25 protein-coding genes are annotated in these 24,619 nt (G+C 45.6%); 21 read left to right on the top strand and 4 right to left on the bottom strand.

What is annotated here, in order from left to right:
• The 16 genes from atpA (at window position 1) to nuoN (ending at window position 16,678) form a co-directional block, all read left to right on the top strand.
• A complete protein-coding gene (gene atpA / locus ACIQCO_RS21805) occupies window positions 1-1,509 on the top strand; it encodes a F0F1 ATP synthase subunit alpha (protein ID WP_400432569.1) in 1,509 nt (502 codons plus the stop codon).
• Between the two features lie 105 nt (window positions 1,510-1,614).
• The gene (gene atpG / locus ACIQCO_RS21800; protein ID WP_400432566.1) at window positions 1,615-2,472 is read left to right on the top strand and encodes an ATP synthase F1 subunit gamma; all 858 of its coding nucleotides are present in this window, start codon (window positions 1,615-1,617) and stop codon (window positions 2,470-2,472) included.
• A 339-nt stretch (window positions 2,473-2,811) separates the two neighbouring features.
• Complete coding sequence (gene atpD / locus ACIQCO_RS21795) at window positions 2,812-4,233, top strand: F0F1 ATP synthase subunit beta (protein ID WP_400432563.1); 1,422 nt, start codon at window positions 2,812-2,814, stop codon at window positions 4,231-4,233.
• Window positions 4,234-4,253: 20 nt separating this feature from the next.
• Window positions 4,254-4,664 (top strand): F0F1 ATP synthase subunit epsilon, encoded by a 411-nt coding sequence (locus ACIQCO_RS21790; RefSeq protein WP_024027589.1) that lies wholly within the window; start codon window positions 4,254-4,256, stop codon window positions 4,662-4,664.
• A 202-nt stretch (window positions 4,665-4,866) separates the two neighbouring features.
• Entirely contained in the window at window positions 4,867-5,013 is a 147-nt protein-coding gene (locus ACIQCO_RS21785; protein WP_400432560.1) for a hypothetical protein, read from the top strand.
• Window positions 5,014-6,031: 1,018 nt separating this feature from the next.
• Window positions 6,032-6,406 (top strand): NADH-quinone oxidoreductase subunit A, encoded by a 375-nt coding sequence (locus ACIQCO_RS21780; RefSeq protein WP_024029638.1) that lies wholly within the window; start codon window positions 6,032-6,034, stop codon window positions 6,404-6,406.
• A complete protein-coding gene (locus ACIQCO_RS21775) occupies window positions 6,397-6,909 on the top strand; it encodes a NuoB/complex I 20 kDa subunit family protein (RefSeq protein ID WP_024029639.1) in 513 nt (170 codons plus the stop codon). The genes ACIQCO_RS21780 and ACIQCO_RS21775 overlap by 10 nt, the downstream gene beginning before the upstream one ends.
• Before the next feature lie 3 nt (window positions 6,910-6,912).
• Complete coding sequence (locus ACIQCO_RS21770) at window positions 6,913-8,232, top strand: NADH-quinone oxidoreductase subunit C (protein ID WP_400432556.1); 1,320 nt, start codon at window positions 6,913-6,915, stop codon at window positions 8,230-8,232.
• A 3-nt stretch (window positions 8,233-8,235) separates the two neighbouring features.
• Window positions 8,236-9,336, top strand: a complete 1,101-nt coding sequence (locus ACIQCO_RS21765; protein ID WP_400432553.1) for an NADH-quinone oxidoreductase subunit D — start codon at window positions 8,236-8,238, stop codon at window positions 9,334-9,336.
• Window positions 9,336-10,343, top strand: coding sequence for an NADH-quinone oxidoreductase subunit NuoH (gene nuoH, locus ACIQCO_RS21760; protein ID WP_400432550.1), 1,008 nt, complete (start codon window positions 9,336-9,338; stop codon window positions 10,341-10,343). Before ACIQCO_RS21765 ends, nuoH begins: the two co-directional genes overlap by 1 nt.
• Window positions 10,344-10,444: 101 nt before the next feature.
• Window positions 10,445-10,864 carry an NADH-quinone oxidoreductase subunit NuoI gene (nuoI, locus tag ACIQCO_RS21755; protein ID WP_024029643.1) on the top strand — a complete coding sequence of 140 codons (420 nt, stop codon included), beginning with the start codon at window positions 10,445-10,447 and terminating at the stop codon, window positions 10,862-10,864.
• A complete protein-coding gene (locus tag ACIQCO_RS21750; RefSeq protein ID WP_400432547.1) occupies window positions 10,861-11,379 on the top strand; it encodes an NADH-quinone oxidoreductase subunit J in 519 nt (172 codons plus the stop codon). The genes nuoI and ACIQCO_RS21750 overlap by 4 nt, the downstream gene beginning before the upstream one ends.
• On the top strand, window positions 11,376-11,690 hold the full coding sequence (nuoK, locus tag ACIQCO_RS21745) for an NADH-quinone oxidoreductase subunit NuoK (protein ID WP_400432544.1): 315 nt from the start codon (window positions 11,376-11,378) through the stop codon (window positions 11,688-11,690). The genes ACIQCO_RS21750 and nuoK overlap by 4 nt, the downstream gene beginning before the upstream one ends.
• Before the next feature lie 123 nt (window positions 11,691-11,813).
• Complete coding sequence (gene nuoL, locus ACIQCO_RS21740) at window positions 11,814-13,682, top strand: NADH-quinone oxidoreductase subunit L (protein WP_400432542.1); 1,869 nt, start codon at window positions 11,814-11,816, stop codon at window positions 13,680-13,682.
• Window positions 13,679-15,190, top strand: coding sequence for an NADH-quinone oxidoreductase subunit M (locus ACIQCO_RS21735; protein WP_400432540.1), 1,512 nt, complete (start codon window positions 13,679-13,681; stop codon window positions 15,188-15,190). Before nuoL ends, ACIQCO_RS21735 begins: the two co-directional genes overlap by 4 nt.
• Window positions 15,191-15,196: 6 nt before the next feature.
• The gene (nuoN, locus tag ACIQCO_RS21730; RefSeq protein ID WP_400432538.1) at window positions 15,197-16,678 is read left to right on the top strand and encodes an NADH-quinone oxidoreductase subunit NuoN; all 1,482 of its coding nucleotides are present in this window, start codon (window positions 15,197-15,199) and stop codon (window positions 16,676-16,678) included.
• Window positions 16,679-16,775: 97 nt separating this feature from the next.
• On the opposite strand, the gene ACIQCO_RS21725 is transcribed toward nuoN, so the two are convergent.
• Both ACIQCO_RS21725 and ACIQCO_RS21720 read right to left on the bottom strand, forming a co-directional pair.
• On the bottom strand, window positions 16,776-16,964 hold the full coding sequence (locus tag ACIQCO_RS21725) for a CsbD family protein (protein WP_400432535.1): 189 nt from the start codon (window positions 16,962-16,964) through the stop codon (window positions 16,776-16,778).
• 71 nt (window positions 16,965-17,035) lie between these two features.
• The gene (locus ACIQCO_RS21720) at window positions 17,036-17,341 is read right to left on the bottom strand and encodes a hypothetical protein (protein ID WP_400432533.1); all 306 of its coding nucleotides are present in this window, start codon (window positions 17,339-17,341) and stop codon (window positions 17,036-17,038) included.
• A 378-nt stretch (window positions 17,342-17,719) separates the two neighbouring features.
• On the opposite strand from ACIQCO_RS21720, the gene ACIQCO_RS21715 reads away from it, so the two are divergent.
• Window positions 17,720-19,213 carry a mechanosensitive ion channel gene (locus ACIQCO_RS21715; RefSeq protein WP_400432531.1) on the top strand — a complete coding sequence of 498 codons (1,494 nt, stop codon included), beginning with the start codon at window positions 17,720-17,722 and terminating at the stop codon, window positions 19,211-19,213.
• A 218-nt stretch (window positions 19,214-19,431) separates the two neighbouring features.
• Window positions 19,432-20,739, top strand: coding sequence for a hemolysin family protein (locus ACIQCO_RS21710; RefSeq protein WP_400432529.1), 1,308 nt, complete (start codon window positions 19,432-19,434; stop codon window positions 20,737-20,739).
• A gap of 174 nt (window positions 20,740-20,913) precedes the next feature.
• Here the strand turns inward: ACIQCO_RS21710 and ACIQCO_RS21705 are convergent, their stop codons facing one another.
• Both ACIQCO_RS21705 and ACIQCO_RS21700 read right to left on the bottom strand, forming a co-directional pair.
• On the bottom strand, window positions 20,914-21,642 hold the full coding sequence (locus tag ACIQCO_RS21705; protein ID WP_400432527.1) for a hypothetical protein: 729 nt from the start codon (window positions 21,640-21,642) through the stop codon (window positions 20,914-20,916).
• An 88-nt stretch (window positions 21,643-21,730) separates the two neighbouring features.
• Window positions 21,731-22,006, bottom strand: a complete 276-nt coding sequence (locus ACIQCO_RS21700) for a hypothetical protein (RefSeq protein ID WP_400432525.1) — start codon at window positions 22,004-22,006, stop codon at window positions 21,731-21,733.
• A gap of 335 nt (window positions 22,007-22,341) precedes the next feature.
• Between ACIQCO_RS21700 and ACIQCO_RS21695 the strand changes: the two genes are divergently transcribed.
• From ACIQCO_RS21695 to gsiB, 3 genes are all read left to right on the top strand, one after another.
• Window positions 22,342-23,286 (top strand): magnesium transporter CorA family protein, encoded by a 945-nt coding sequence (locus ACIQCO_RS21695; RefSeq protein ID WP_400432522.1) that lies wholly within the window; start codon window positions 22,342-22,344, stop codon window positions 23,284-23,286.
• Between the two features lie 120 nt (window positions 23,287-23,406).
• The gene (locus ACIQCO_RS21690) at window positions 23,407-23,763 is read left to right on the top strand and encodes a hypothetical protein (RefSeq protein WP_400432519.1); all 357 of its coding nucleotides are present in this window, start codon (window positions 23,407-23,409) and stop codon (window positions 23,761-23,763) included.
• 296 nt (window positions 23,764-24,059) lie between these two features.
• Entirely contained in the window at window positions 24,060-24,509 is a 450-nt protein-coding gene (gene gsiB / locus ACIQCO_RS21685) for a glucose starvation-inducible protein GsiB (RefSeq protein WP_400432516.1), read from the top strand.
• Window positions 24,510-24,619: the final 110 nt, after the last annotated feature.

Here is a 24,619-nt window from a genome sequence, read left to right as displayed (position 1 = left end):
ATGAGCATTAAAGCTGAAGAAATCAGTGCCCTGATAAAAAAGCAGATTGAAAACTATCAGGCAGAAATTCAAGTGACGGATGTCGGTACAGTTATCTCCGTAGGTGACGGTATCGCACGTGTTCATGGCCTCGACAATGTCATGGCTGGAGAACTTGTTGAATTTTCGAACGGCGTTATGGGTATGGCACAAAACCTGGAAGAAAATAACGTCGGTATTATCATCCTTGGACCTTTCACGGAAATTCGTGAAGGCGACGAAGTACGCCGTACAGGCCGCATCATGGAGGTTCCAGTTGGTGAGGGACTAATCGGCCGTGTTGTGAACTCATTAGGACAACCAATCGATGGAATGGGTCCAATCAATACAACAAAAACACGCCCTGTTGAAGCGGTTGCTTCCGGCGTAATGGCTCGTAAATCCGTTCATGAGCCATTACAAACAGGTATTAAAGCGATTGACGCGCTCGTTCCAATCGGACGCGGCCAGCGTGAATTAATTATCGGTGACCGTCAAACAGGTAAAACATCTGTTGCGATCGATACAATCATTAACCAAAAAGGTCAAGACATGATTTGTATCTATGTCGCCATTGGACAAAAAGAATCAACTGTACGTGGTGCTGTTGAAACACTTCGTAAAAGTGGCGCATTAGACTACTCAATCGTTGTTTCAGCATCTGCTTCACAGCCTGCTCCGATGCTATTCCTAGCTCCTTATGCTGGTGTTGCAATGGCTGAAGAATTTATGTATGCTGGCAAGCACGTATTAATCGTGTACGATGATCTTTCTAAACAAGCGGCTGCATACCGTGAACTTTCCCTATTACTTCGCCGTCCTCCAGGTCGTGAAGCCTATCCAGGGGATGTATTCTACTTGCACTCACGCTTACTTGAGCGTGCCGCAAAATTAAACGACTCACTTGGCGCTGGTTCGATCACAGCATTGCCATTTATTGAAACACAAGCAGGTGACGTTTCTGCTTATATCCCAACAAACGTTATCTCCATCACGGATGGACAAATTTTCTTACAATCAGACCTATTCTTCTCCGGTGTACGTCCAGCGATCAACGCAGGTCTTTCCGTATCCCGTGTAGGCGGATCGGCGCAAATCAAAGCGATGAGGAAGGTTGCCGGTACACTCCGTCTTGACCTTGCTTCTTACCGTGAGCTAGAAGCATTTGCGCAGTTCGGTTCTGACCTTGATAAAGCAACACAAGCAAAGCTTGCCCGCGGTGCGCGTACAGTTGAGGTGCTAAAGCAGGACCTTCACAAGCCGTTGTCCGTAGGGAAGCAAGTGGCGATTCTTTATGCCTTAACACGCGGGTTCCTTGATGATATTCCCTTAGCGGATATCCGTCGTTTTGAATCTGAATTCCATAATTGGTTAGACCACAACCGCAAAGATTTGTTAGACCATATTGCAACCACGAAGGAACTTCCTTCTGATGAAGATATGGCTTCTGCAATCAACGACTTCAAAAAGACGTTTGCAGTTTCCGAATAATAGGGTCTGACATTTAGCAAGGTCTGGATGCCGTCACCATGTGAATTTTTCACATGGTGACGAACCCAGACCAGACATTCTTTGAATGAGGGTGGTGAGAACCTAATGGCATCATTACGCGATATAAAAAATAGTATTAATTCTACGAAAAAAATGAGTCAAATTACCAAAGCAATGGAAATGACTTCCGCAGCTAAATGGAACCGCGGTGTGATGAATGCAAAGGCATTCGTCCCTTATATGGAAAAAATCCAGGAAGTAACGGCGTCGATTGCGATTGGCTCAGGTGGTGTGAATCACCCGATGCTGCAGCACCGTACAGTAAAGAAAACCGGTTATATTGTCATGACAAGCGACCGCGGTCTTGCTGGTGCGTTTAACAGTAACGTGATTCGCCGTGTCCATCAAACAATTAAAAGCCGTCACAAGTCGAATGATGAGTTTGCCATCATTGCCATCGGCCGAGTTGCCCGCGACTTTTTTGTGAAGCAGGGCATGAATGTGATCCTCGAAATCGTCGGGGTTTCAGATCAGCCTAACTTTGAAAGCATTAAAGACATTACGAGCGCGACGGTCGGTATGTTTACAGACGAAACATTTGATGAACTATATATTTATTACAATCATTATCACAGTGCCATTTCGCAGGAAGTGACCGAGAAGAAACTCCTGCCGCTGTCCGATTTATCTAGTTCGCATAAGCTCATTTCTTACGAATTTGAGCCGTCCGCAGAAGAAATTTTAGAAGTTCTCCTGCCGCAATATGCGGAAAGCTTGATTTATGGAGCGTTATTAGATAGTAAAGCCAGCGAGCATGCCGCTCGGATGACTGCGATGAGAAATGCAACCGATAATGCGAAAGAAATGATCAAATCTTATTCTCTAATCTACAACCGTGCCCGCCAGGCAGCGATTACCCAAGAAATCGCCGAAATCGTCGGCGGTGCGGCAGCACTAGAATAGGGTAAGATCTAGATAAGAATAATTCTAGTTTGGTGCCTGACACCATGCATTTCAATCATCAGAGTCGAAGGCTGTGCTGCCTTTGATTCTGCTATATTTTTCAAAAATTATGCTGTGTTACAGCACAATGTTGATTGGAGTGGAAGGCGCGAGACTCCTGCGGGAGCAGCGGGACAGGTGAGACCCCGCAGGCGCTTTAGCGCCGAGGAGGCTCACCGCCCGCCCCGCGGAAAGCGAAGCGCCTGAAACGGAAATCAACATTCCTTTTAATACAGCCAATAAATAAGAAAAGCCCCGAGGCTTGGATTTGTTTGATAGAGTAAGTTAGGAGGGAAAACGATGAACAAAGGACGCGTTCTTCAGATTATGGGTCCGGTAGTTGACGTGAAGTTTGACGGCGGCAATCTGCCTGCCATCTATAATGCATTGAAAGTTGTCAGTAAAGCGGATAATCAATCAGCAGTTGATATCAACTTAACTCTTGAAGTAGCCCTTCATTTAGGTGATGACACAGTTCGTACGATTGCGATGTCGACAACTGATGGGTTAACTCGCGGTGTGGAAGTTGAAGATACTGGTAAGCCTATTTCTGTTCCGGTTGGGGATGCAACGCTTGGCCGTGTATTTAACGTTTTAGGTGAAGCGATTGACTTGAAAGAGGATGTACCGGCAAGTGCCCGCCGTGATTCGATTCACCGCGAAGCACCAACGTTTGAAGAACTTTCTACTGAGGTAGAAATTCTTGAAACGGGTATTAAGGTAGTAGACTTGCTTGCCCCATATATTAAAGGTGGTAAGATTGGATTATTCGGTGGTGCCGGTGTTGGTAAAACCGTTTTAATCCAGGAATTAATTAATAACATTGCTCAAGAGCATAGCGGTATTTCTGTTTTCGCCGGTGTTGGTGAACGTACGCGTGAAGGTAATGACCTTTACCACGAAATGACAGACTCTGGCGTTATTAAGCAAACAGCGATGGTATTCGGACAAATGAATGAGCCGCCTGGTGCACGTATGCGTGTGGCCTTGACTGGTTTGACAATGGCTGAATATTTCCGTGATGAGCAAGGACAAGACGTGTTATTGTTCATTGATAATATCTTCCGTTTCACACAAGCGGGTTCTGAGGTTTCTGCCCTTCTTGGCCGTATGCCATCTGCGGTAGGTTACCAGCCAACGCTTGCTACAGAAATGGGTAAATTGGAAGAGCGGATTACGTCTACCAATAAAGGTTCTGTTACTTCGATCCAAGCGATTTACGTTCCAGCCGATGACTATACGGATCCGGCTCCGGCAACAACTTTCGCTCACTTAGATGCAACAACAAACCTTGAACGTAAGCTTTCTGAAATGGGTATCTACCCTGCGGTGGATCCATTGGCATCGACTTCTCGTGCTTTGTCACCGGATATCGTTGGCGAGGAGCACTATGAGGTTGCACGTCAAGTACAATCTACGTTACAAAAATATCGTGAGTTACAAGATATCATTGCCATTCTTGGTATGGATGAACTTTCTGATGATGATAAGCTAGTTGTGCTCCGCGCACGTCGTATTCAAAACTTCTTATCGCAAAATTTCCACGTGGCTGAACAGTTCACTGGTCAGAAGGGATCTTATGTGCCTGTAAAAGAAACGGTCAAAGGTTTCAAAGAAATTCTTGACGGCAAATATGACCACCTTCCGGAAGATGCATTCCGACTTGTTGGCCGCATTGAAGAAGTGGTTGAGGCCGGAAAACGCATGGGTGTAGAAGCCTAAGTACGCCAGGAGGGTAAAAAATGAAGACGATTAAAGTCAGTGTTGTTACTCCCGATGGCCCGGTGTATGAGTCAGATGTGGAAATGGTGAGTACGAAGGCTCAAAGTGGTGAGCTCGGTATTTTACCTGGACACATTCCGATGGTTGCGCCGCTTCAAATTGGTGCTGTCCGTCTTAAAAAAGAGGGCAATATGGAATTTATCGCTGTCAGCGGCGGATTTTTAGAGGTTCGTCCTGATCAGGTAACGATTCTTGCCCAATCAGCGGAAACAGCTTCTGAAATTGATGTAGAACGTGCCTTAAGAGCGAAGGAACGTGCAGAGCAGCGGATGCGCGATCAGAAGGCCGAGCATATCGACTTCCGCCGTGCTGAGCTGGCATTGCAGCGCGCCATCAATCGCCTCGCCGTATCGGAAAGACGAATGTTATAGTTTTTTAAAAAGTAAAACCCCTCTGGCGGCAGTTTTGTCGCTTAGAGGGGTTTTTTGTTGTGGTTTTTTTGGGTGAGGGGATTTGGGTCAAGGGGGCAGGGTAGGTGTGGGGGTGGGTATGGGTATGGCGGTTTTTAGTATAATCATGATGTTTAAGGTACCTTAGCCAGTCTTGCGACTGGCTTTTTGGGTGGGTTTGAGGATGAATTTTAGGAAGTGGAGAGTGAAAGGGGAAAAGTGGACAGTAAATGGCCGGAAGTGGAGAGTAAATGAGGAAAAGTGGACAGTAAATGTTCAGAACCGCACAGTAAAATGTCCAAAGTGGGGAGTAAATGAAAAAGGTCCTTGAAAAAAGGTAATTTAATTGGAATTTAGAGAAGGAGTACGTTATAAAAAGAGCCTAATATTAGATGATGGCAGGAAAGTTAGCTGAGCCAGTCTTGCGACTGGCTTTTTGGGTGGGTTTGAGGATGAAATTTAGGAAGTGGAGAGTGAAAGGGGAAAAGTGGACAGTAAATGGCCGGAAGTGGAGAGTAAATAAGTAAAAGTGGACAGTAAATGTTCAGACCCGGACAGTAAAATGTTCAAAGTGGGGAGTAAATGAAAAAGGTCCTTGAAAAAAGGTCATTTAAATGTTTCAGGGGAAGGATGATATTAGGGGAAGGTAAGAAAAGTTTGCTGGGCCAGTCTTGCGACTGGCTTTTTAGTATTTTATGGGTAATCTAGTATTGCGTATGGTAAGGATGTACTGGATTTTGTAAATATCGAATGATTTGTCCGGTTAAGAATATGATGGTAGGGGGAACACGGTGAAGGTAATGTAGTGAAGTATATTTGTTAACTAAAAAAAGTGTAATAAATGGTTAACAGTTAATGACAAACCTCACTGACAATGGTCGTTTTTTAGTATTAAATAAGGGTTGTTGTCGAATTTTTTGAGCATTTTTGGGGTTCTTGCGAACCCCCTACTATGCACGTCATCTTCCGCTAACGCTTCAGATCACGTGCGCTAAGACCTTCCGCTTTTGACTAGCTTGCCAATTCGCTCTTGCGTCATCTCTCCGAGATCACGCAAACGCTCAGAGGGGGGACCCATGTCGACGGACCAGTTTGGGTGGAAAATTGGAATTCTATCGCCATGTGCTAACGCACATTGCGCCTCCGCTAACGCTGCGGCTTGCAAAATTCCCGATTTAAAGGCTCTTTTGAGAGCGAGCTCTCAAGTGCCTTTAAATCGGGAATTTCGCGGCGATAGAATTCCAATTTTGTGAAAATGGCTTGTCGACATGGGTTTGTAACAATGCTATAATGAATTCGGTTACAATAATGTGTTTGTTTAAATTATTTCAACATTGGAGGGGATGGGCATGGAACTTTTAAATGTATATCAGAATAATTATCTGATAGTTTTTGCGTTCCTATGTCTCGGGGTACTGCTGCCGGTGGTGGCGTTATATTTAGGTAAGCTTTTGCGTCCGCATGTTCCGAGTGATGCGAAGTATACCACATATGAGAGCGGTATTGAGCCATTTCACGATTCCCGTGTACAGTTCAATGTCCGCTATTATATTTTTGCCCTGATGTTTGTTATTTTTGATGTGGAAACGGTGTTTTTATATCCATGGGCTGTGGCCTATGATAAGCTGGGGATTTTTGCATTGGTTGAAATGTTAATTTTCGTTGCCATGCTATTAATCGGCTTAATCTACGCTTGGAAAAAGAAGGTGCTACGATGGATCTAAAATTAGACAACATTTCACCTCGAGAAATGGAAGAGTTACAGAGAAATGTATTTATGACTACGCTAGAGCAAATTAAAGCATGGGCGCGAAGCAGTTCGATCTACCCGATGACATTTGGTCTGGCTTGTTGTGCGATTGAAATGATGGGTGTTGGCGGGGCCAACTATGATTTGGATCGTTCTGGTTCGTTTTTCCGGACATCACCACGCCAGTCGGATTGTATGATTGTGTCTGGAACGGTGACGAAGAAGATGGCACCGATTTTACGAAGATTGTATGACCAAATGCCGGAGCCAAAATGGGTGATTGCGATGGGTTCTTGTGCGACAGCTGGCGGGCCGTATGTAAAGTCATATTCTGTTGTTAAGGGAGTCGACCAAATCGTTCCTGTTGATGTATACATACCAGGATGCCCTCCAAACCCAGCCGCTTTAATTTATGGTATCAATAAGTTAAAGGAAAAGATTCGCTATGAAGCGAAGACTGGGAAGAAGGTGATCTAACCAATGAGTGGGGAAAAGGATCTCGAGCAGTTAAAGAAAGAGGCTGTTGCAAAAGCGAAAGCAGCGGCGGCAGCGAAACGGGCGGCCAAGGCAGCCGGCACGGCGGAGCCGAAGCAGGCAGAGGAGCCAAAGCAGGAGGGAAAACCTGTTGAGCTGGTAAAGGCCGATGAACCAGTGGTACCACCAGCTGAAGCAGGAGCGCCGGTAAACGACGCGGATGATCTTGCGAAGAAAAAGGCAGCGGCGGTAGCAAAGGCGAAAGCGGCTGCAGCGGCGAAGCGAAAAGCGATGGGTGAAGCACCGGCGGAGGAAGCTCCAGCTGAAACGGCACCAGATGCCGATGGCGGTGCGGATGATCTCGCGAAGAAAAAGGCGGCAGCAGTAGCAAAAGCGAAAGCGGCGGCAGCAGCGAAGCGAAAAGCGATGGGTGAAGCGCCAGCGGAGGAAACCGCAAGTGAAGCGGCCTCAGGTGGAGATGCGGATGACCTCGCGAAGAAAAAAGCAGCAGCGGTAGCGAAGGCAAAAGCGGCGGCAGCAGCGAAGCGAAAAGCGATGGGTGAAGCGCCAGCAGAGGAAACCGCGAGCGAAGCGGCCTCAGGTGGAGATGCGGATGATCTCGCGAAGAAAAAGGCAGCGGCAGTAGCGAAAGCGAAGGCTGCAGCAGCGGCAAAGGCAAAGGCGAAAGCAGCCGGAGCAGCTGATGCAGCAGGCGGCGATGATGAGAAGGCGAAGGCGATTGCAGCAGCGAAAGCCAAGGCCAAAGCAGCGGCGGCAGCCAAAGCGAAAGCGGCAGCTGGAGGAAAAGCCGGCAGTGCGGACGCACCGGCGGCAGAAGCAAAGCCATCAGCCAACCAGCCATACTTAGATAAGTATGTTAAGGTGATTGAAGAAAATTTAGGTTCTGATGTTTTAGAAGATTCTTATATTAATAAACTGTCTAAGGATGTTCCAACACTTGTTGCGAAGCGTGATACATATTTTAAACTAGCTCAATTTTTAAAATATAATGAGCTGTTAGGGTTTGATTATTTATCAGAGCTTCATGGAACAGACTTCGAAACATATATGGAAGTGTATGTTCACTTCTACTCATACAAAAATCGTCAATCTGTCGCGTTAAAAGTGAGGATTGACCGCGGGGAACCAACGATTGAGTCGCTCGTGCCGCTTTGGGCTGGAGCGGAGTGGCCTGAATGTGAAGCGTATGATTTACTCGGGATTAAGTTTACCGGACATCCGGACTTGCGCCGCATCTTCCTCGGCGAAGATTGGGTGGGCTATCCACTGCGAAAAGATTATGAGCCGTACGATGTGGAGGTGTAGAGAGTGATCAGAACAGAAGAAATGATACTAAACGTTGGTCCTCAGCATCCAAGTACGCACGGTGTTTTCCGGCTTGTCGTAAAAATTGATGGGGAAACCATTACCGAGGCAAAGCCGGTCATCGGATATTTACACCGCGGGACGGAAAAATTGGCTGAGGATCTGCAATATACACAGATAATTCCTTATACAGACCGAATGGATTATTTGTCATCGATGACCAATAATTATATCCTTTGTCATGCTGTGGAAACGATGATGGGGATTGAAGTTCCGGAACGGGCCGATTTTCTGCGAGTGATTGCGATGGAGCTGAACCGGGTTGCCAGCCACCTTGTGGCATGGGGGACCTACATCCTTGACCTTGGGGCGACGAGTCCATTTATTTATGCGTTCCGTGACCGTGAAATGATTATCAATATGCTGAACGAATTGTCGGGGGCACGCTTGACCTTCAACTATATGCGTGTTGGCGGTGTGAAGTGGGATGCTCCTGAGGGCTGGATTGAAAAAGTTAGAGATTTTGTCCCCTATATGCGCGGACAGCTAAAGGGCTTTCATGACCTTGTTTCCGGAAATGAAATTTTCCTCGATCGGGTAAAAGGCATAGGCAGGTATACGAAAGAGGACGCCCTTAACTATTCACTGAGCGGGCCAAATCTTCGCTGTACCGGCGTTAAGTGGGACCTTCGTAAAGATGAACCCTATTCGATTTACAACCGCTTTGATTTTGATGTTCCGACATCGGAGGAAGGCGATTGCTTGGCTCGCTACCATCTGCGTCTTGCTGAGATTGAGCAGTCGTTGAACATCCTTGAACAAGCAGTGGCGCAATTCCCTGGCGAAGGCCCGATCCTTGCTAAAGTGCCGAAGATTATTAAGGCACCAAAAGGAGAGGCATTTGTCAGAATTGAATCACCGCGCGGAGAAATTGGCTGCTATATTGCGAGTGACGGCAAAAAAGAACCGTACCGCTTAAAGTTTAGAAGGCCTTCCTTCTATAATCTGCAAATTCTCCCAAAACTATTAAAAGGCGAAAATATCGCAAACATGATTGCTATTTTAGGGGCAATTGATATTGTCCTTGGGGAGGTTGACGGCTAATGATAGAAGAATTGCTCCAGTCAAGTCCCGGTTGGGCTAACTTTGGAATTTTCTTTTTACTCGGTGCTGTCTTGCTTTTAATTGTATTAGGCTTCGTAACCTACGGGATTTTAGCAGAGCGGAAAGTCTTAGGTTATATGCAGCTGCGCCATGGTCCAAACCAGGTCGGCGGTAAATGGGGACTGCTGCAAACCGTCGCTGACGTCCTTAAGCTGTTACTAAAAGAGGATATTATCCCAAAAGCAGCCGACAAGCCATTATTTATCATCGCACCAGCGATTGCCTTCGCGCCATCCTTCATGGTTCTGGCGACGATGCCTTTCACCGACAAATTTCAATTTGCGGATATCGGGGTCGGCCTCCTTTATTACATAGCCGTATCCGGATTAACTGTTTTTGGAATGGTGCTAGGCGGCTGGGCATCGAATAATAAGTACGCCCTTTTAGGAGGCATGCGTGCAGCGGCCCAGATGATTTCATATGAAATCCCGCTCGTTATGTCTGTACTTGGTGTTATTCTTTTAACAGGAAGCTTAAATTTAAATGAGATTGTCACGAACCAGGAGCACGGCTGGTGGTTTATTTGGCGGCAGCCAATCGGCTTTATCGTCTTTTTTATTGCATCGATTGCCGAATTAAACCGGACACCATTTGACTTGCCGGAGTCGGAAAACGAACTTGTTGCCGGATACCATGTTGAATATTCAGGATTCCGCTGGGCCTTCTTTATGCTCGCTGAATATGTCTATTTATTCGCAATGTCCGCACTGATTACCGTCGTCTTTCTTGGCGGCTGGCTTGCGCCATTTGGCTTCCTTGACTTTATTCCAGGTGCCGTTTGGTTTGCACTTAAATTCAGTGTCGTTGTTTTCATCTACATCTGGATTCGCGCAACGTTACCGCGTTTCCGCGCCGACAGACTGATGGAATTTGGCTGGAAAGTCCTCCTGCCAATCGCACTAGCAAACATATTCCTAACCGCCTTACTCAAATCATTATTTTTCTAAGGCGTGGTGCCTGACACCATTTACCATTTGCTGTAAAAAGGTGCCTGACACTATAAATTACCACCGAAAACCATCTTTAAAACGTAAAAGGGGTGAAAAACGTGCTTGGATTTGCTAAAGGCTTGAAATATACCCTAAAGAACTTAACGCGCGAAAAGGTTACTTATGATTATCCGAATAAACCGCTGCCGCTGCCGGACCGGTTCCGCGGAATTCAGAAGTTTTATCCGGAGAAGTGTATTGTTTGTAATCAATGTGCTAACATTTGCCCGACCGATTGTATTCAATTAACGGGCAAAAAACACCCGGACCCGGCGAAAAAGGGGAAAATCATCGACACATACGACATTAACTTCGAGATTTGCATCCTTTGTGACCTATGTACGGAGGTTTGCCCGACGGAAGCCATTATCATGACCAATAACTTCGAGCTTGCTGAATACAGCCGTGACATGTTATTTAAAAATCTAGAATGGCTGGATGAAAACGACGAAAACATACGGCAGGTGAATAAAGCATGACATTTTCAGGCGAATTCCTCGCTTTTATGGGCCTCGCACTTGTTGCGATCATCGGCGGCGTGCTTCTGTTGAACCTTACCAAGGTTGTTCATATGGTCGTTGCCCTTATCTTTACTTTTGTAGCAATCGCCGGCATTTACGTGCTGCTTTCTGCTGAATTTGTCGCATCCGTGCAAATCTTAATTTATTCTGGTGCGATTACGATTATCATGCTGTTTGGGATCATGTTAACGAAGCATGATGATGAAAATGAACCTAAAACAGGCAAATGGCGCAAAATCCTCGTGTTTTTGGGGATTGTCGGTTTTGCCTTTGCCGTCTATATTGGCATCTACAATTTCAATATTGAGCAAGTTCCAACCACCTTGCATGAAAACAACACGATGCAAATCGGTAAAGCACTTTACTCAAAATACATCATTCCATTTGAATTAACCTCTGTGTTGCTATTAGCAACACTAGTTGGTGCGATTATTTTAGCGAAGAATGAGAAGAAGGAGGCGGATAACGAATGAGTTCAGTTCCCGCTTCAGCCTTCCTGGCCTTAGCCCTGATATTATTTTGCATCGGCCTATACGGTGCGCTTACGAAGAGAAATACCGTTATCGTGTTAATATCGATTGAATTAATGCTGAATGCCGTGAACATTAACCTTGTCACCTTCAGCAAATATGGGATAGCGCCGTCGATTACAGGTCAAGTTTTTGCCCTGTTTGCCATCAGCGTTGCGGCCGCCGAAGCCGCAATCGGACTAGCAATCTTAATCTCGCTCTATCGCACCAAGAAAACCGTCAACATCGACGAAATGGACACAATGAAAAACTAGGGTGTCAGGCACCATTTCCCTTTAACTGGAAAAGGGTGTCAGGCACCATACAATTTAGACTTTCGACAAAATTCGGGTAGTGACAGGCACGCACGCACACCGCCCGAAAAGGGGATAGTGATAATGATGGAGAATGCATGGCTCATACCGCTTTTCCCGCTATTATCGTTTTTGATCCTTCTTCTATTCGGTAAGCGCCTGAAGGAGGCGAGTGCTTATGTGGGGATTCTTCTCACGCTGGCATCGCTTGTCTTCTCGATTCTCGTATTATTCGAGCGCTTTTCAGAGCCAACCTATAGCACCAAATTTAACTGGCTCACGATCGGAGATCTTCATCTAACAGCGGGTTTTGAAGTGAATCAATTGAATGCATTGATGCTGTTTATCGTATCGCTCGTAAGTTTCTTAGTACATACCTACTCGAAAGGGTACATGAACGGGGATGAGCGGTTTCCAGTATTCTATGCCTATTTAGGACTGTTTACGTTTGCAATGCTCGGGCTCGTCATCTCGCCGAACTTGCTGCAAACCTATATTTTCTGGGAACTTGTTGGTGTTGGTTCCTTCCTATTAATCGGCTTTTATTATTACAAAGAAGAAGCAAAGGCAGCCGCGAAAAAGGCGTTCATCATGACCCGGATTGGCGACGTTGGACTCTTCATTGGGATGATCCTGCTCTTCTGGGAAACAAAAAGCTTTGAATACAGCGAAATTTTCGCGGCAGTTGATGCAGGCGCGATATCAGGCACGATGATCACCTTGACCGCCATCCTGATTTTTATCGGGGCTGTAGGAAAATCGGGTCAGTTCCCGCTGCATACGTGGCTTCCGGATGCGATGGAAGGTCCGACACCTGTTTCGGCCCTTATCCACGCGGCAACAATGGTTGCGGCCGGGGTTTACTTAGTGGCTGCCCTATTCCCGCTGTTCGCAGCAAGCAAAACAGCACTGTTAACGATTGCCGTGATCGGCGCGTTTACGGCCATTTTTGCAGCGAGCATCGGACTTGTCCAAACCGATATCAAAAGAGTTCTCGCCTACTCAACCGTGAGCCAATTAGGCTACATGATGCTGGCGCTCGGCTCTGCAGGTTATGTCGCTGGTGTCTTCCACTTAATGACACACGCGTTCTTCAAGGCGCTTCTATTCCTTGCGGCCGGCTCCGTGATTCACGCCGTGCATACGCAGAACATCGAGGAAATGGGCGGACTTTGGAAAAAATTAAAGTTCACCGGGCCGTTATTCTTAATCGGAACACTCGCCATCAGTGGTGTGCCGTTATTTTCCGGGTTCTTCAGTAAAGATGAAATTTTAATCGCTGCATGGGAAGGCGGACATCCAATCCTTTTCCTATTGGCGCTGATTGCAGCCTTCATGACAGCATTCTATATGTTCCGCTTGTTCTTCATGGTCTTCACCGGCGAAGCTCGCGGCGACCAGGAGCATGTTCACGAATCGCCAAACAACATGACATACCCGATGATCATCCTTGGCGTCTTGGCGGTCATCGCTGGTTATGTGAACACACCATGGTTCGGCTCGTTCCTTGGCGACTGGCTCGTTGACGGCAACCCGGCACTTGGCCATGGCCATATCGAAGGTCCAATCTGGATCATGATTGCGGCAACGGTTGTTTCCTTAGCGGGAATTTACTTTGCCTACATGATGTATTACAAGCGTTCCATCGCCCGCAACACCATCAGCGGCACAGGGGACACCTTGCATACGATTTTACTGAACAAATATTACGTCGACGAATTCTATCAACTCACGGTCGTCGCGTTTACAAAAGGCTTAAGTTATTTCCTTCGCTTCATTGATGTCTTCCTCGTGGAAGGACTCGTCAAGGGTGTTGTCGGAATTGTCCAAGGCCTTGGCAGAACCGGATCGAAGATGCAGACCGGACAGGTACAAACGTATGGCGCTGTCGCCTTTATTGGCCTTGCGCTGCTCGCCGTCATCTTTGCGTTAACAGGGGGGTACTTACGATGAATTTACATGCAGTCCTTACAATCCTAGTATTCTCCCCTTTACTAGGGATTGCCATTTTGGCTTTTATGCCAAAGCAAGCAGAGAAATTAATTAAACTGGTTGGCTTTTTAGCAACGATTCCGGCCCTATTAATCGCGATTGCCGCCTACTTGCACTTTCAGTGGGGCAAGGATTTAGCCGATTTTGCCGTCTCGACATCGTGGATTCAATTCCGCGGCATGGGCGGCGTCCCGGAGCCATTTTTCTCCGTGAATTATGAGCTTGGGCTAAGCGGTTTCCAGCTCGTGCTTGTCGTCCTTACAGCCGTCGTCGCGACACTTTCAGCGCTAGCGGCAGCCAAATTTGTTAAAAAAGAGTGGAAAGGCTACTTCATGCTGTTCCTTTTACTAGAGATCGGCATGCTCGGTGTCTTTACCGCAGAAAATTTAATTCTATTCTTCATCTTTTTCGAAGTGACCCTGATTCCAACCTTCTTCTTAATCGGAAAATGGGGTTATTTTGAAAAAGAAAAAGCAGCCTACAGCTTCCTAATCTATAACGGTTTAGGGTCGGCTGTCCTGTTGATTGTGATTATGATTCTGTTTGGAAAAACTGGCACAACCAATATCGAGATGCTGACTAAAATCATGGCCGACCCAAGCGCACCGCTGTCCGGCGATTTGAAGCTCGGTCTATTAATCTCGCTGTTGATTGCCTTCGGTGTCAAATTGCCGATCTTCCCATTGCACAGCTGGATGCTTAAGGTACACGTCCAGGCGCCGCCATCGGTAGTAATGATCCACTCAGGGATCCTGCTCAAAATCGGTGCGTACGGGTTAATTCGTTTTGGGATGGGGATTTTTCCCGAGCAGTTTAAGACCCTTAGCATCCTGATTGCTATTCTCGGAGTGATTAACCTGCTCTACGGGGCGTTTCTAGCATTCATTCAAACAGACTTTAAAATGGTGTTAGCCTATTCCTCGATTTCACATATGGGCATCGTGTTAATCGGACTTGCTGCCATGAACGAAGCCGGAGTGCAAGGGGCGATTTTCCAAGTGATTTCGCACGGCTTGATTTCCGCGTTATTGTTCTTCCTGGTTGGTGTCTTGTACGAGCGAACCGACACATCGCTGATCGAAAATCTCGGCGGTATTGCGAAAGGGATGCCGATTGCCGCAGGCTTCTTGCTTGCCGGTGCAATGGCCTCACTCGGATTGCCGGGCATGTCTGGGTTCGTCAGCGAATTTATGGCCTTCCTCGGGCTGTTCAAAGAATTGCCGTGGATTGCTGCTGTTGGTACCATCGGGATTATCATGACGGCGGCGTACTTGCTGCGCGCAGTGCTTGGCATGACGTACGGCAAGGCACACCGTGAATTTACCGGCGTCCTTGACCTTAGAGGGGTCGAATTGGTCCCAGTCGGAGTTCTGATGTTACTAATCGTGTTAATCGGCGTTTTCCCAAGTGTGTTAAGCTCACCGCTGCAAACAACACTGGAAACAATCATGCTTGGGTTAGGAGGGTGATGAAGGATGAGTCTGAAGACATTGAGCGAATTTAATTGGAGTGTTATGACACCAGAGTTCATCATCCTTGGCGTCATCGCATTGTTGACATTACTAGATTTATTTTTGCCAAAGCGCCTGGACCGCAGAATCCTTGGCTGGCTCAGCATTGCTGGTATTTTTGCCGCCATTGTTGCGCTTTTCGGCTTACTTGGCACGGAGCCAACCACGATTCTGTATGATACATTTACGTTTGATACCTTTGGCAAGTCGTTTAAATTACTGCTCCTTGCCGGTGCCGGTCTTGTCCTATTTTTGGCTGTCAGCTATGACGCTAAAGATGGCCTGGAAGAGTACCGCGGCGAGTTTTACTACTTGTTCTTAACAGCCTTGCTCGGTGCGATGTTCATGACATCGAGCGGCGATTTAATTACACTGTTTATCGGATTGGAATTGCTCTCGATTTCTTCCTATATATTAGCGGGCATCAAGAAGCACAACCTAGAGTCGAACGAATCAGCGATGAAATACGTCATCAATGGCGGGATTTCAACGGCGATCACGCTGTTCGGGATGAGCTATGTGTACGGCTTAACCGGCTCAACCAATTTAGCGGAAATCGCGAACAAGTTGTCCGCGGTGGTCGACGGACAGCAGGCATATTTGCTCGGCCTTGCCTTCTTGCTGATTTTCGTCGGTCTATCATTTAAACTGGCTTCGGCACCGTTCCATATGTGGGCGCCGGACGTTTATCAAGGGGCGCCGACACCGGTTACCGCCTTCCTGAGTGTGGTCTCGAAAACGGCTGGGTTTGTGATTGTCATCCGGATTCTAATTTCCGTGTTTTACAATGCCGCTCCGTCCGGGGATGGAAGCAGCATCCTATTCAAAATGCACGATTACATGGCCTTCCTTGCCGCGGCAACGATGATCATCGGTAACGTCGTCGCGTTGAAACAAACGAATATTAAACGGATGTTTGCCTATTCCAGTATCGCCCACGCCGGCTATCTGCTTGTCGCCTTAACGACGATGAGCGCGAATTTAATCTTTTCCGTTTGGTTTTACCTGCTCGCCTACATGTTAATGAACCTTGGCGCATTTGCAGTCATCCAAGTCGTAACGGAAAAAACAGGTTCAGCTAAGATTGCTGATTTCGCCGGGCTGTACCGCCGTTCACCGGTTCTCGCTGTCACAATGGGAATTTTACTCGTTTCCCTGGCAGGCTTCCCGGGCACGGCCGGATTCATCGGCAAATTAAACATCTTTGTCGGCGCCTTTTACGGCGAGCCGCATTACGTGCTGGCTTCAATCATGATTGCAGCCACCGTCGTCTCGTATTTCTATTATTTCGGCGTCATGACGCAAATGTTCTTCCGCCCGGCGCGCGATGAAAGCAAGTTCAACCTGCCATTCGCCATTATCGTTGTCCTTATTGTCGCCGTTGTCGGATCCGTATTATTCGGGGTTGCGCCTAACATCGCCCTCGACTTCTTGAACAAGATGTAAGGACTTTTTTGAAAAAGTAACACAGGGAACGGGGTCAAATAAAGGGGTATCTATACAAAAAGAAGAGGCTGGGGGGCCTCTTCTTTTATTGTTTCATTTATTCTACCCGATCATCTTTTTCCGACAATTTCTCCTTAACATCCCCGTAGCCTTCCTTTAATTTACCCTTTGCTTTATCCATTTTTCCTTCGGCTTCCTTTGAGTGATCGTCGGTTAATTTACCCCATTGCTCTTTTCCTTCACCCTTCACTTGGTCAAGCTTACCTTTTACTTGTTCTTTATTCATAGTCAATTCCTCCATGTCAAAAGTTTTTTGTTTCCACTACTCTATTACCCTATGAGAAAGTGCAGTAAACTCTAGTTGTTAGTTTCATCCGTCTTTTCCCCATCATCGATGCCGTTATCTTGGTCGACGCCATCACCGATTCCCTCTTCTTTTAATTTGTCCTCAACATTGTTTTTGATATCGTTTAAATTGTCCTTCGTTTCCTTAAAGGCATCATTGGATTCCTTTTTTGTATCGTTATCAATCGCATCTTTTTGCTCGCCATCATTAATGCCATTATCTTGATCGACACCATCGCCGCATCCGGCTAATCCGCCAAATGTTAGTAAAACAGCAAAGCCGCCAGCTAGTAATTTTTTCTTCTTAGTAGTAATCATGCTTACTCCTCCTTTAAATTCGTCTAGCTGGTGAGTATATTTCCCCGTAAAAAGAATTCAAAACCACAATTCCATCCAAATTCATTTCCTTCATTAAGTGCATTTTTTTAGGCTGTGTTAAAGCACAATGTTGATTGGAGTGGAAGGCGCGAGACTCCTGCGGGAGCAGCGGGACAGGTGAGACCCCGCAGGCGCGTGATTCGCCGAGGAGGCTCACCGCCCGCCCCGCGGAAAGCGAAGCGCCTGGAACGGAAATCAACATTCACTTTTAACAGAGCCTATTTTTAAAAAAACAGCGAGCCAAAGACATATGTTTGAAGAAAGGGTGTTGGGGTATTACAGTTACCAAGCAAAATTAGAAAAAAGGAGAGAGGTTACATGACGTTAAGAAGTATGACGGCCGGGTGGTACACATATACCGACCAAATTCCAAACTTACTATTGGCACTGCTGGTCTTATTAGTTGGCTGGCTGGCCGCTAAAGCGATTGGCAGAGGTGTAGAAGCCGCACTCAAGAAAACAAACTTTGATGATAAGCTGTTTTCCAATTTTGGAAAGCAGAAATATTCATCAGAAGTGATGATTGGAAAAATAGTTTACTATCTATTATTGGTGTTTGTGTGGACGATCTTTTTTAATATGCTGAACTTAAGCCTGATAGCGACGCCGCTCGTTCACATGTTATCGACAATCACAGCAGCGATCCCCAATCTATTAAAAGCAGCACTGATTCTTCTGTTTGCCTGGGCGGTTGCGACCGTGTTGAGACTGCTTTTTATAAAAGGAGCAACGATGTTCCGTGTAGAAAGCCATCTAGTAAAATGGAAGATGGCAAAGACTCAATTAGATGCCAGCACCAAGGTGAACAGTATTGCGAAGGCACTCTTTTATTTTGTTCTACTGCTATTTTTACCAGGGGTATTAGGCGCATTGCAGCTGGAAGGGATTTCTGAACCTTTCACACATGTCCTTTCGACCTTACTCACCTTTATTCCGAAATTATTTGCGGCAGCACTGATTGTGTTTATCGGCTGGCTGATTGCAAAACTTGTTCGTGATATTTTAACAAATTTTTTACAAAGCATTGGGACGGAACGACTCGGGCAGCGATTTGGAAATGATGGAGCGAATCTTTCCGCCATTATCGGAAATATCGTGTTCATTCTCATCTTAATACCAACGATTATTACTGCGTTGGACAAATTAGATTTAAAAGGAGTTTCAGAGCCGGCAATTGCGATGCTGCAGCAGATTATGACCCTGATTCCAAACATTGCTGCGGCCATCATGTTGATTTTACTAGGAATCTGGCTTGGAAAATGGGTCGAAAAAATGGTCGAGCAAATGCTCTGGCGCATACGGTTCGATAATATTTTTTACCACATAGGAATCGGCTCATTAACACCCAAGGGCCAGTCGAAGTACACGCTGTCACAGCTCGTTGGGCTGCTGGCGAAAATTGTGGTGGTGCTCTTATTTACCGCAGAAGCCTTACAAATTGTTCATTTAGATTTCTTAGTTACGTTAGCAACAGGGGTAATAGCCTATTTACCAATGGTAGTAGCGGCTTTAGTAATCTTAGGGGTCGGCTTATATGTAGGCTATTTAGTCGAGAGAGTGTTGCAAAATGTCTTAAAACAGCGCTACTCCCGCACGCTCGCTGCTGTCGCGAAATATGCCATCTTTACGATTACGCTGTTTATGGCGCTAGATCAACTGGGTGTAGCTCATTCCATTGTCAATGCGGCCTTTATTCTTGTCTTAGGCGGTTTGGCGCTGGCATTTGGTCTTGCATTCGGCCTTGGAGGAACAGAGTTTGCCCGCAAATATTTGCGGAAACTGGACAATAAACTGGATGAGGAAAATGTATAAACAGGACAGTCGTTTAGTCCAGGAAAGAACAGCCCTGTGGAAGCGGGAAATTACTAAACAGAACAGCCTGTTTATCAGGAAATTACTAGACAGAACAGCCCTTTGGAAGAGGATAAATTTTAGAAACAGTCACCTAGACGAGGAAAATTTATAGACAAAGCAATCCGGAATCGTCCTTGGTTTCGGATTGTTATTTTTAGAAGGGAGGTTGGGGTTACATGCTGCTGATTAATCTATTTGCGATTGCCTTGCTCATCGTCTTAACGGGCTTCTTCGTCGCGATTGAATTTGCCATTGTCAAAGTACGGACATCAAGGATTGACCAATTGATTCTGGAAGGGAAAAAGAGCGCTATTGCAGGGAAAAAGGTTGTGACCCATCTGGATGAATATTTATCAGCCACACAGCTTGGCATCACGGTAACGGCATTGGGACTGGGGTGGCTGGGAGAGCCTACGGTGGAAAAGTTGCTGCACCCGTTGCTGGCAGTGCTAGGGATGAACGAGGCCGTGACCCATATTGTTTCTTTTGTGCTTGCCTTTTCCGTGGTTACCTTTATCCATGTAGTTGCGGGCGAACTAGCGCCGAAAACGGTTGCCATCCAAAAAGCGGAGGCGATTACGCTGCTATTCGCCAAACCGATCATCATATTTTACAAAATTATGTTTCCATTTATTTGGTTATTAAACAATGCCGCCCGATTGCTTGTCGGCCTGTTTGGTTTAAAGCCAGGGTCCGAGCTTGAAGTGGCGCACTCGGAGGAAGAACTGCGGATTCTCCTGTCAGAAAGCTATCATAGCGGAGAAATTAACCAAAACGAATGGAAATATGTCAATAATATTTTTGAATTTGATGAGCGAATCGCCAAAGAAATCATGGTGCCGAGGACTGAAATGAGCTGTCTCTCGGTTGAAGATTCGATTCAGGACGTGGTGGAAACCATGAAGGCGGAAAAATTTACCCGGTATCCGGTGATGGAGGGGGATAAAGACCATATTATTGGTGTAATGAACGTGAAAATGTTTTTAACAGCAAAAATCATGAATAAGGGCCTCTATCAAGATTGGAAAATAAAATCCTATATTCAGCCTGTTATTCGCGTCATTGAAACGATCCCGATTCATGACTTATTGATCAAGATGCAGATGGAGCGGACCCATATGGCGATTCTGCTGGACGAATATGGCGGTACCTCCGGTTTAGTGACGGTTGAGGATATCATTGAGGAAATCGTTGGCGAGGTAAGGGATGAATTTGATGGGGACGAGGTAGCAGAGATTCGAACGATTGAGGCGGATAAACACTATATTATTGATGCCAAAGTTTCCATTCGCGAGGTAAACCAGCTGCTCGGCATTCACTTAACCGTCGAGGATGTAGATACAATCGGCGGCTGGTTCCTGACACAAAACCCCACCGCTCAACTAGGCGCGGGCGCAGTAGAGGAGGAGGAAGAGTATTCGTTCAAAGTCCATGAAGCGGATGGCTACCACATCATGTATTTGGAAGTGATAAAGCATAATTGAGGCCTCGGATGGGGCTTTTTCTTTTTTTGTAGTTTGTTCTTACTAGGGGTTATTGGTGACCTTAAGCGGAGGGGAAAAAAGAGAAAATGGTCACCAATTAGTGTTTTGGTGACCGGGGAAGCAGTGCACTTAAAGACAATTTAGTTGTTTCAAAGAGAGTTGTTGCTAATCCAATCACTCCTGGATTTCATCCATTGCAGGAAGCCTGAGTTTCTTTTGTTTTTCCTTCATCAGGTGAATATCATCGGCAAAGGTGTTTGAAAGCACCTTTTCCGCCCCAAATAGCAAGAGCTGATCTCCTTCATGGAGGGTGGTATCATAGACGTTTTTTCTAATCTTTTCTTCCCCGCGCTTGATAAACAGGACGACAAACTCCAACTGTTCATGCCCATGGTGCACACGGCCTACCGAGTTGGAGTTGAGTGTTGATTCTTTATAAATATGGAGATTTAATAGTGCATCCGCTTTATCTGTTAAAAATACATCCCGAATTGGCAAATCAGCCAGCTCCACATTCCGGTTCATTTTTCGATGAAAGAACGCCGATAACAGCGTCTGACTCCACGTCAGCTTTAAAACGCCAAACACGAGGATGAGAGCACTGGCAACAGAGACGATCTCTTTCATTCTCAGCCCCTTCGAAAGAAACTGACTAACCGATGAAATAATAACAGCAAGAGAAAAGGCACCAAACAAGATGAGAAAAACGCCTAGCTTTCGGCGAACCGGATGACCCAATATCAGCTCAGACTCACCCGTCGTAAAGCCTGTACTGGTCATCATCGAGACAACTTGAAACCGGGAAACCTCAGATTTGAGTCCTGTTAACCGAAATAAAATCACGAAAATTTCTGTGACCGTAATAATGATGAAGAAGTAAATGAGTAAAAAAAGTAAGTTCATTTTTCACCTCATAAAAACCATTCTCAGGCGTCGTAATTTTGATAGAGAAAAAAAGCAGTTGGGGCTATTAATCCGCCCCAACCTTCGACTACTGCATTTTCTCATTATAAAATTTCACGGAATACATCGCACCCTCGCTGACCATATTGTTATCCTCTTCATCATGTGGGTGGGGATGCCCGCCTTTTTCAATCGGGAGATGTTCGCTTTTATCAAAGACAGTCGGTTTGATTTTCCGTTTCCACTTTCGAAGCATATTTTCCGTTTTGATGCGGTTCGGTTTAGACGATAGCCACACCGCAGCAGATGCAGATGCTCCGATTCCTACAACCATTAGTGATGTTACTCCTAAGCCTCGTTTCAAAACAAAACCCTCCTTTGGATTTCAGCTGGAGCCCAAATAGCAGCTCCAATTCCATTTAAACTATAAATACCCTGTGAATCTTGTTAATAAACCTATTATCAAAAGTTTCATTTCGGCAAAAAGCGGGGATTTACCATTATAAACTAACATGAGTTTCAACTCCCGACCAATGCATGGATGTGTATGTAATATGAGTAGTACACCAACAAAATAAAGGCGGTGTGAGCAGAGCCCGGCTTAACCTATTCAAAGTACGAAATTTATATTCACTTCGACTAGTTATTCCGATTCGTTTATGCGGCGCTCCGCCCCTTTTCACAGAAAAAGGAGAAACTATGGAAAAATATATCGGCGCTCCCAAGTGGAAATGGTTTCAATTTACTGAAACTGAGATTGATAGCATAAGACCGCTCATCGAAAATGAAAGTTACGGATGCAAAGACTGGCTTGATCAAGTTCGCGAAAGCAGAACAAATTGCCTGCGCGTAAGCATTTTGGAAAATGGAGAAAAGGTCGTCAATGGCTCGCTCATTTATAAACAAAGTTTTATACAGGAATCAGATTATCAACTCTTTCATTTTTATGTGACCAAAAATCAATGGATTTCTGTAGACCTGGAATTGTCGGTCCTGAAACACATCGATTCAGAAGGACTTTTACGAAAAATTGACCGGACTGAAAACGCAGTCGACGGTTTTTTACTTTTTCTTGGAGAATTGATGAATGAAATGTTAGTGGAAATTGATGGGTTTGAAGCGGAGCTCAAAAGACTGATTTGGAGTATCCGAAAAAAGAATGAAACGGGCATCCTCGAAATCGTCTATATGCGCCGCCACGAGCTGTTAGTATGGAAAAGTCTATTGATTCCCATCCAGGAACTGAAAATGGCGATAGCGGAAATTTCCCTTCATCGCGGCGGAAATCACGAGATTTTTCGTGCAACATCGCAACGAATTGAGCGGGCATTCTCGCTGCTGAACGAGTATGAACATGAAATTGATTCGATTATTAAATTAGAGGAAGTCATCTCCTCCCACCGTGGTAACGAAATTATGAAAACTTTAACGGTGATTACGACCATTTTTACACCGATCATGGCATTCGGGGCGTTATGGGGCATGAACTTCACAAATATGCCGGAGCTTGAGTGGCGGTATGGCTATATTTTTTCAATCCTTCTTATCATAATTTCCACGGTCCTGCTGTATGGTTATTTAAAAGTTAAAGGCTGGACAGGCGACCTGTTAAAAGGGAGAAAGAAAGGTTCATTTTTTAAATAGGGGTTTGGTCATCCCACTTCGGTGGTAGAACACTAGTAGGGACGGTGGTTTAATTATGTGGTTGCAAGGTTCAGTAAACCCGTTGGGATGAAGGACAGCAATCTGAAGGAGGAATGGAACATGGCTAAGAATGATGTTGAGCAAAAGGAAAATCAAAAAGAGCGACACGAACAGAATGGGCAAAGCAACAGTGACAATCATTCCATGAATGGTGACCCTGAACTCCAGCAAAGCAACGGTGACCGTGAACTCCAGGAAAGATACAGGGACGGTACATCGATGCAAGGCGATATAAAGGATCAACAACAGAAATGGAAAAGGTCCGAAGATGGCCCTGACACAAATCAAGATGAGGTATTGCAGCAAAAATATGGACATCGGGAAGACGGGACAGCTCCTCCGATGAATGGTGAGATCGAATCGCAAGAAGGGGACGACGAGCAAGAATCACACGAGCATCAGCAATTTAGTAACTGAACGCTTGTGAATCAGCTCCATTTGCAACGGCAGCTGAGGTGAATTTTTCACATGAAACGGATGAGCTGTTGATAGAAACGTATTTTCCTATATTAAAACGATAAAAAAGTGTTTTAGATGGGGAAAAAGGTGGTACACCATAACCAGGTTGCATTAAAATAACCTGAAATTAGGAAAACAATTGAATGAGAAGGAGGCTGATTTAAATATGAAGGGCTGCAAATGAAGTAAAGGCTAATGAAAAGGCTAGTTATGAAAGGCAGCTATTTAAAAAAAATTTAAAGGAGGAAATGACAATGGCAAAAAATAATAAAGAACCAATGAGTTTAGAGGAAGCAGGACGTAAAGGCGGAGAGGCAACTGCTAAGAATCATGATAAAGATTTTTATCAAGAGATCGGGCAAAAGGGCGGAGAGGCAACTGCTAAGAATCATGATAAAGATTTTTATCAAGAGATTGGACAAAAGGGCGGAGAAGCCACTGCCGAGAATCATGGTAAAGAGTTTTATCAAGAGATTGGGCGTAAAGGCGGGGAAGCCACATCCGAGAATCATGATAAAGATTTTTATCAAGAGATTGGGCAAAAAGGCGGAGAAGCCACTTCCGAGAATCATGATAAAGAGTTTTATCGAGAAATCGGGCGTAAAGGCGGGGAAGCCACATCCGAGAATCATGATAAAGATTTTTATGAAGAAATTGGACAAAAAGGCGGAGAATCGCGTAGCAAACAACGCAATAACGATTAATCCTTATAATGGAATAAGGGAAAAATACAAAACCACAGCCAGGCTGAAGAAGCCTGGCTTTTGGCTTTTGGTGAAGCGGATGGCGGGGCTTTCAGAACAGGGCGGCCGGG

The organism is Neobacillus sp. NPDC093127 (assembly GCF_044754175.1).
Lineage (GTDB): Bacteria > Bacillota > Bacilli > Bacillales > Cytobacillaceae > Neobacillus.
The sequence above is the reverse complement of the archived record's forward strand: the minus strand, read 5'-3'. Positions and strand labels throughout refer to the sequence as shown.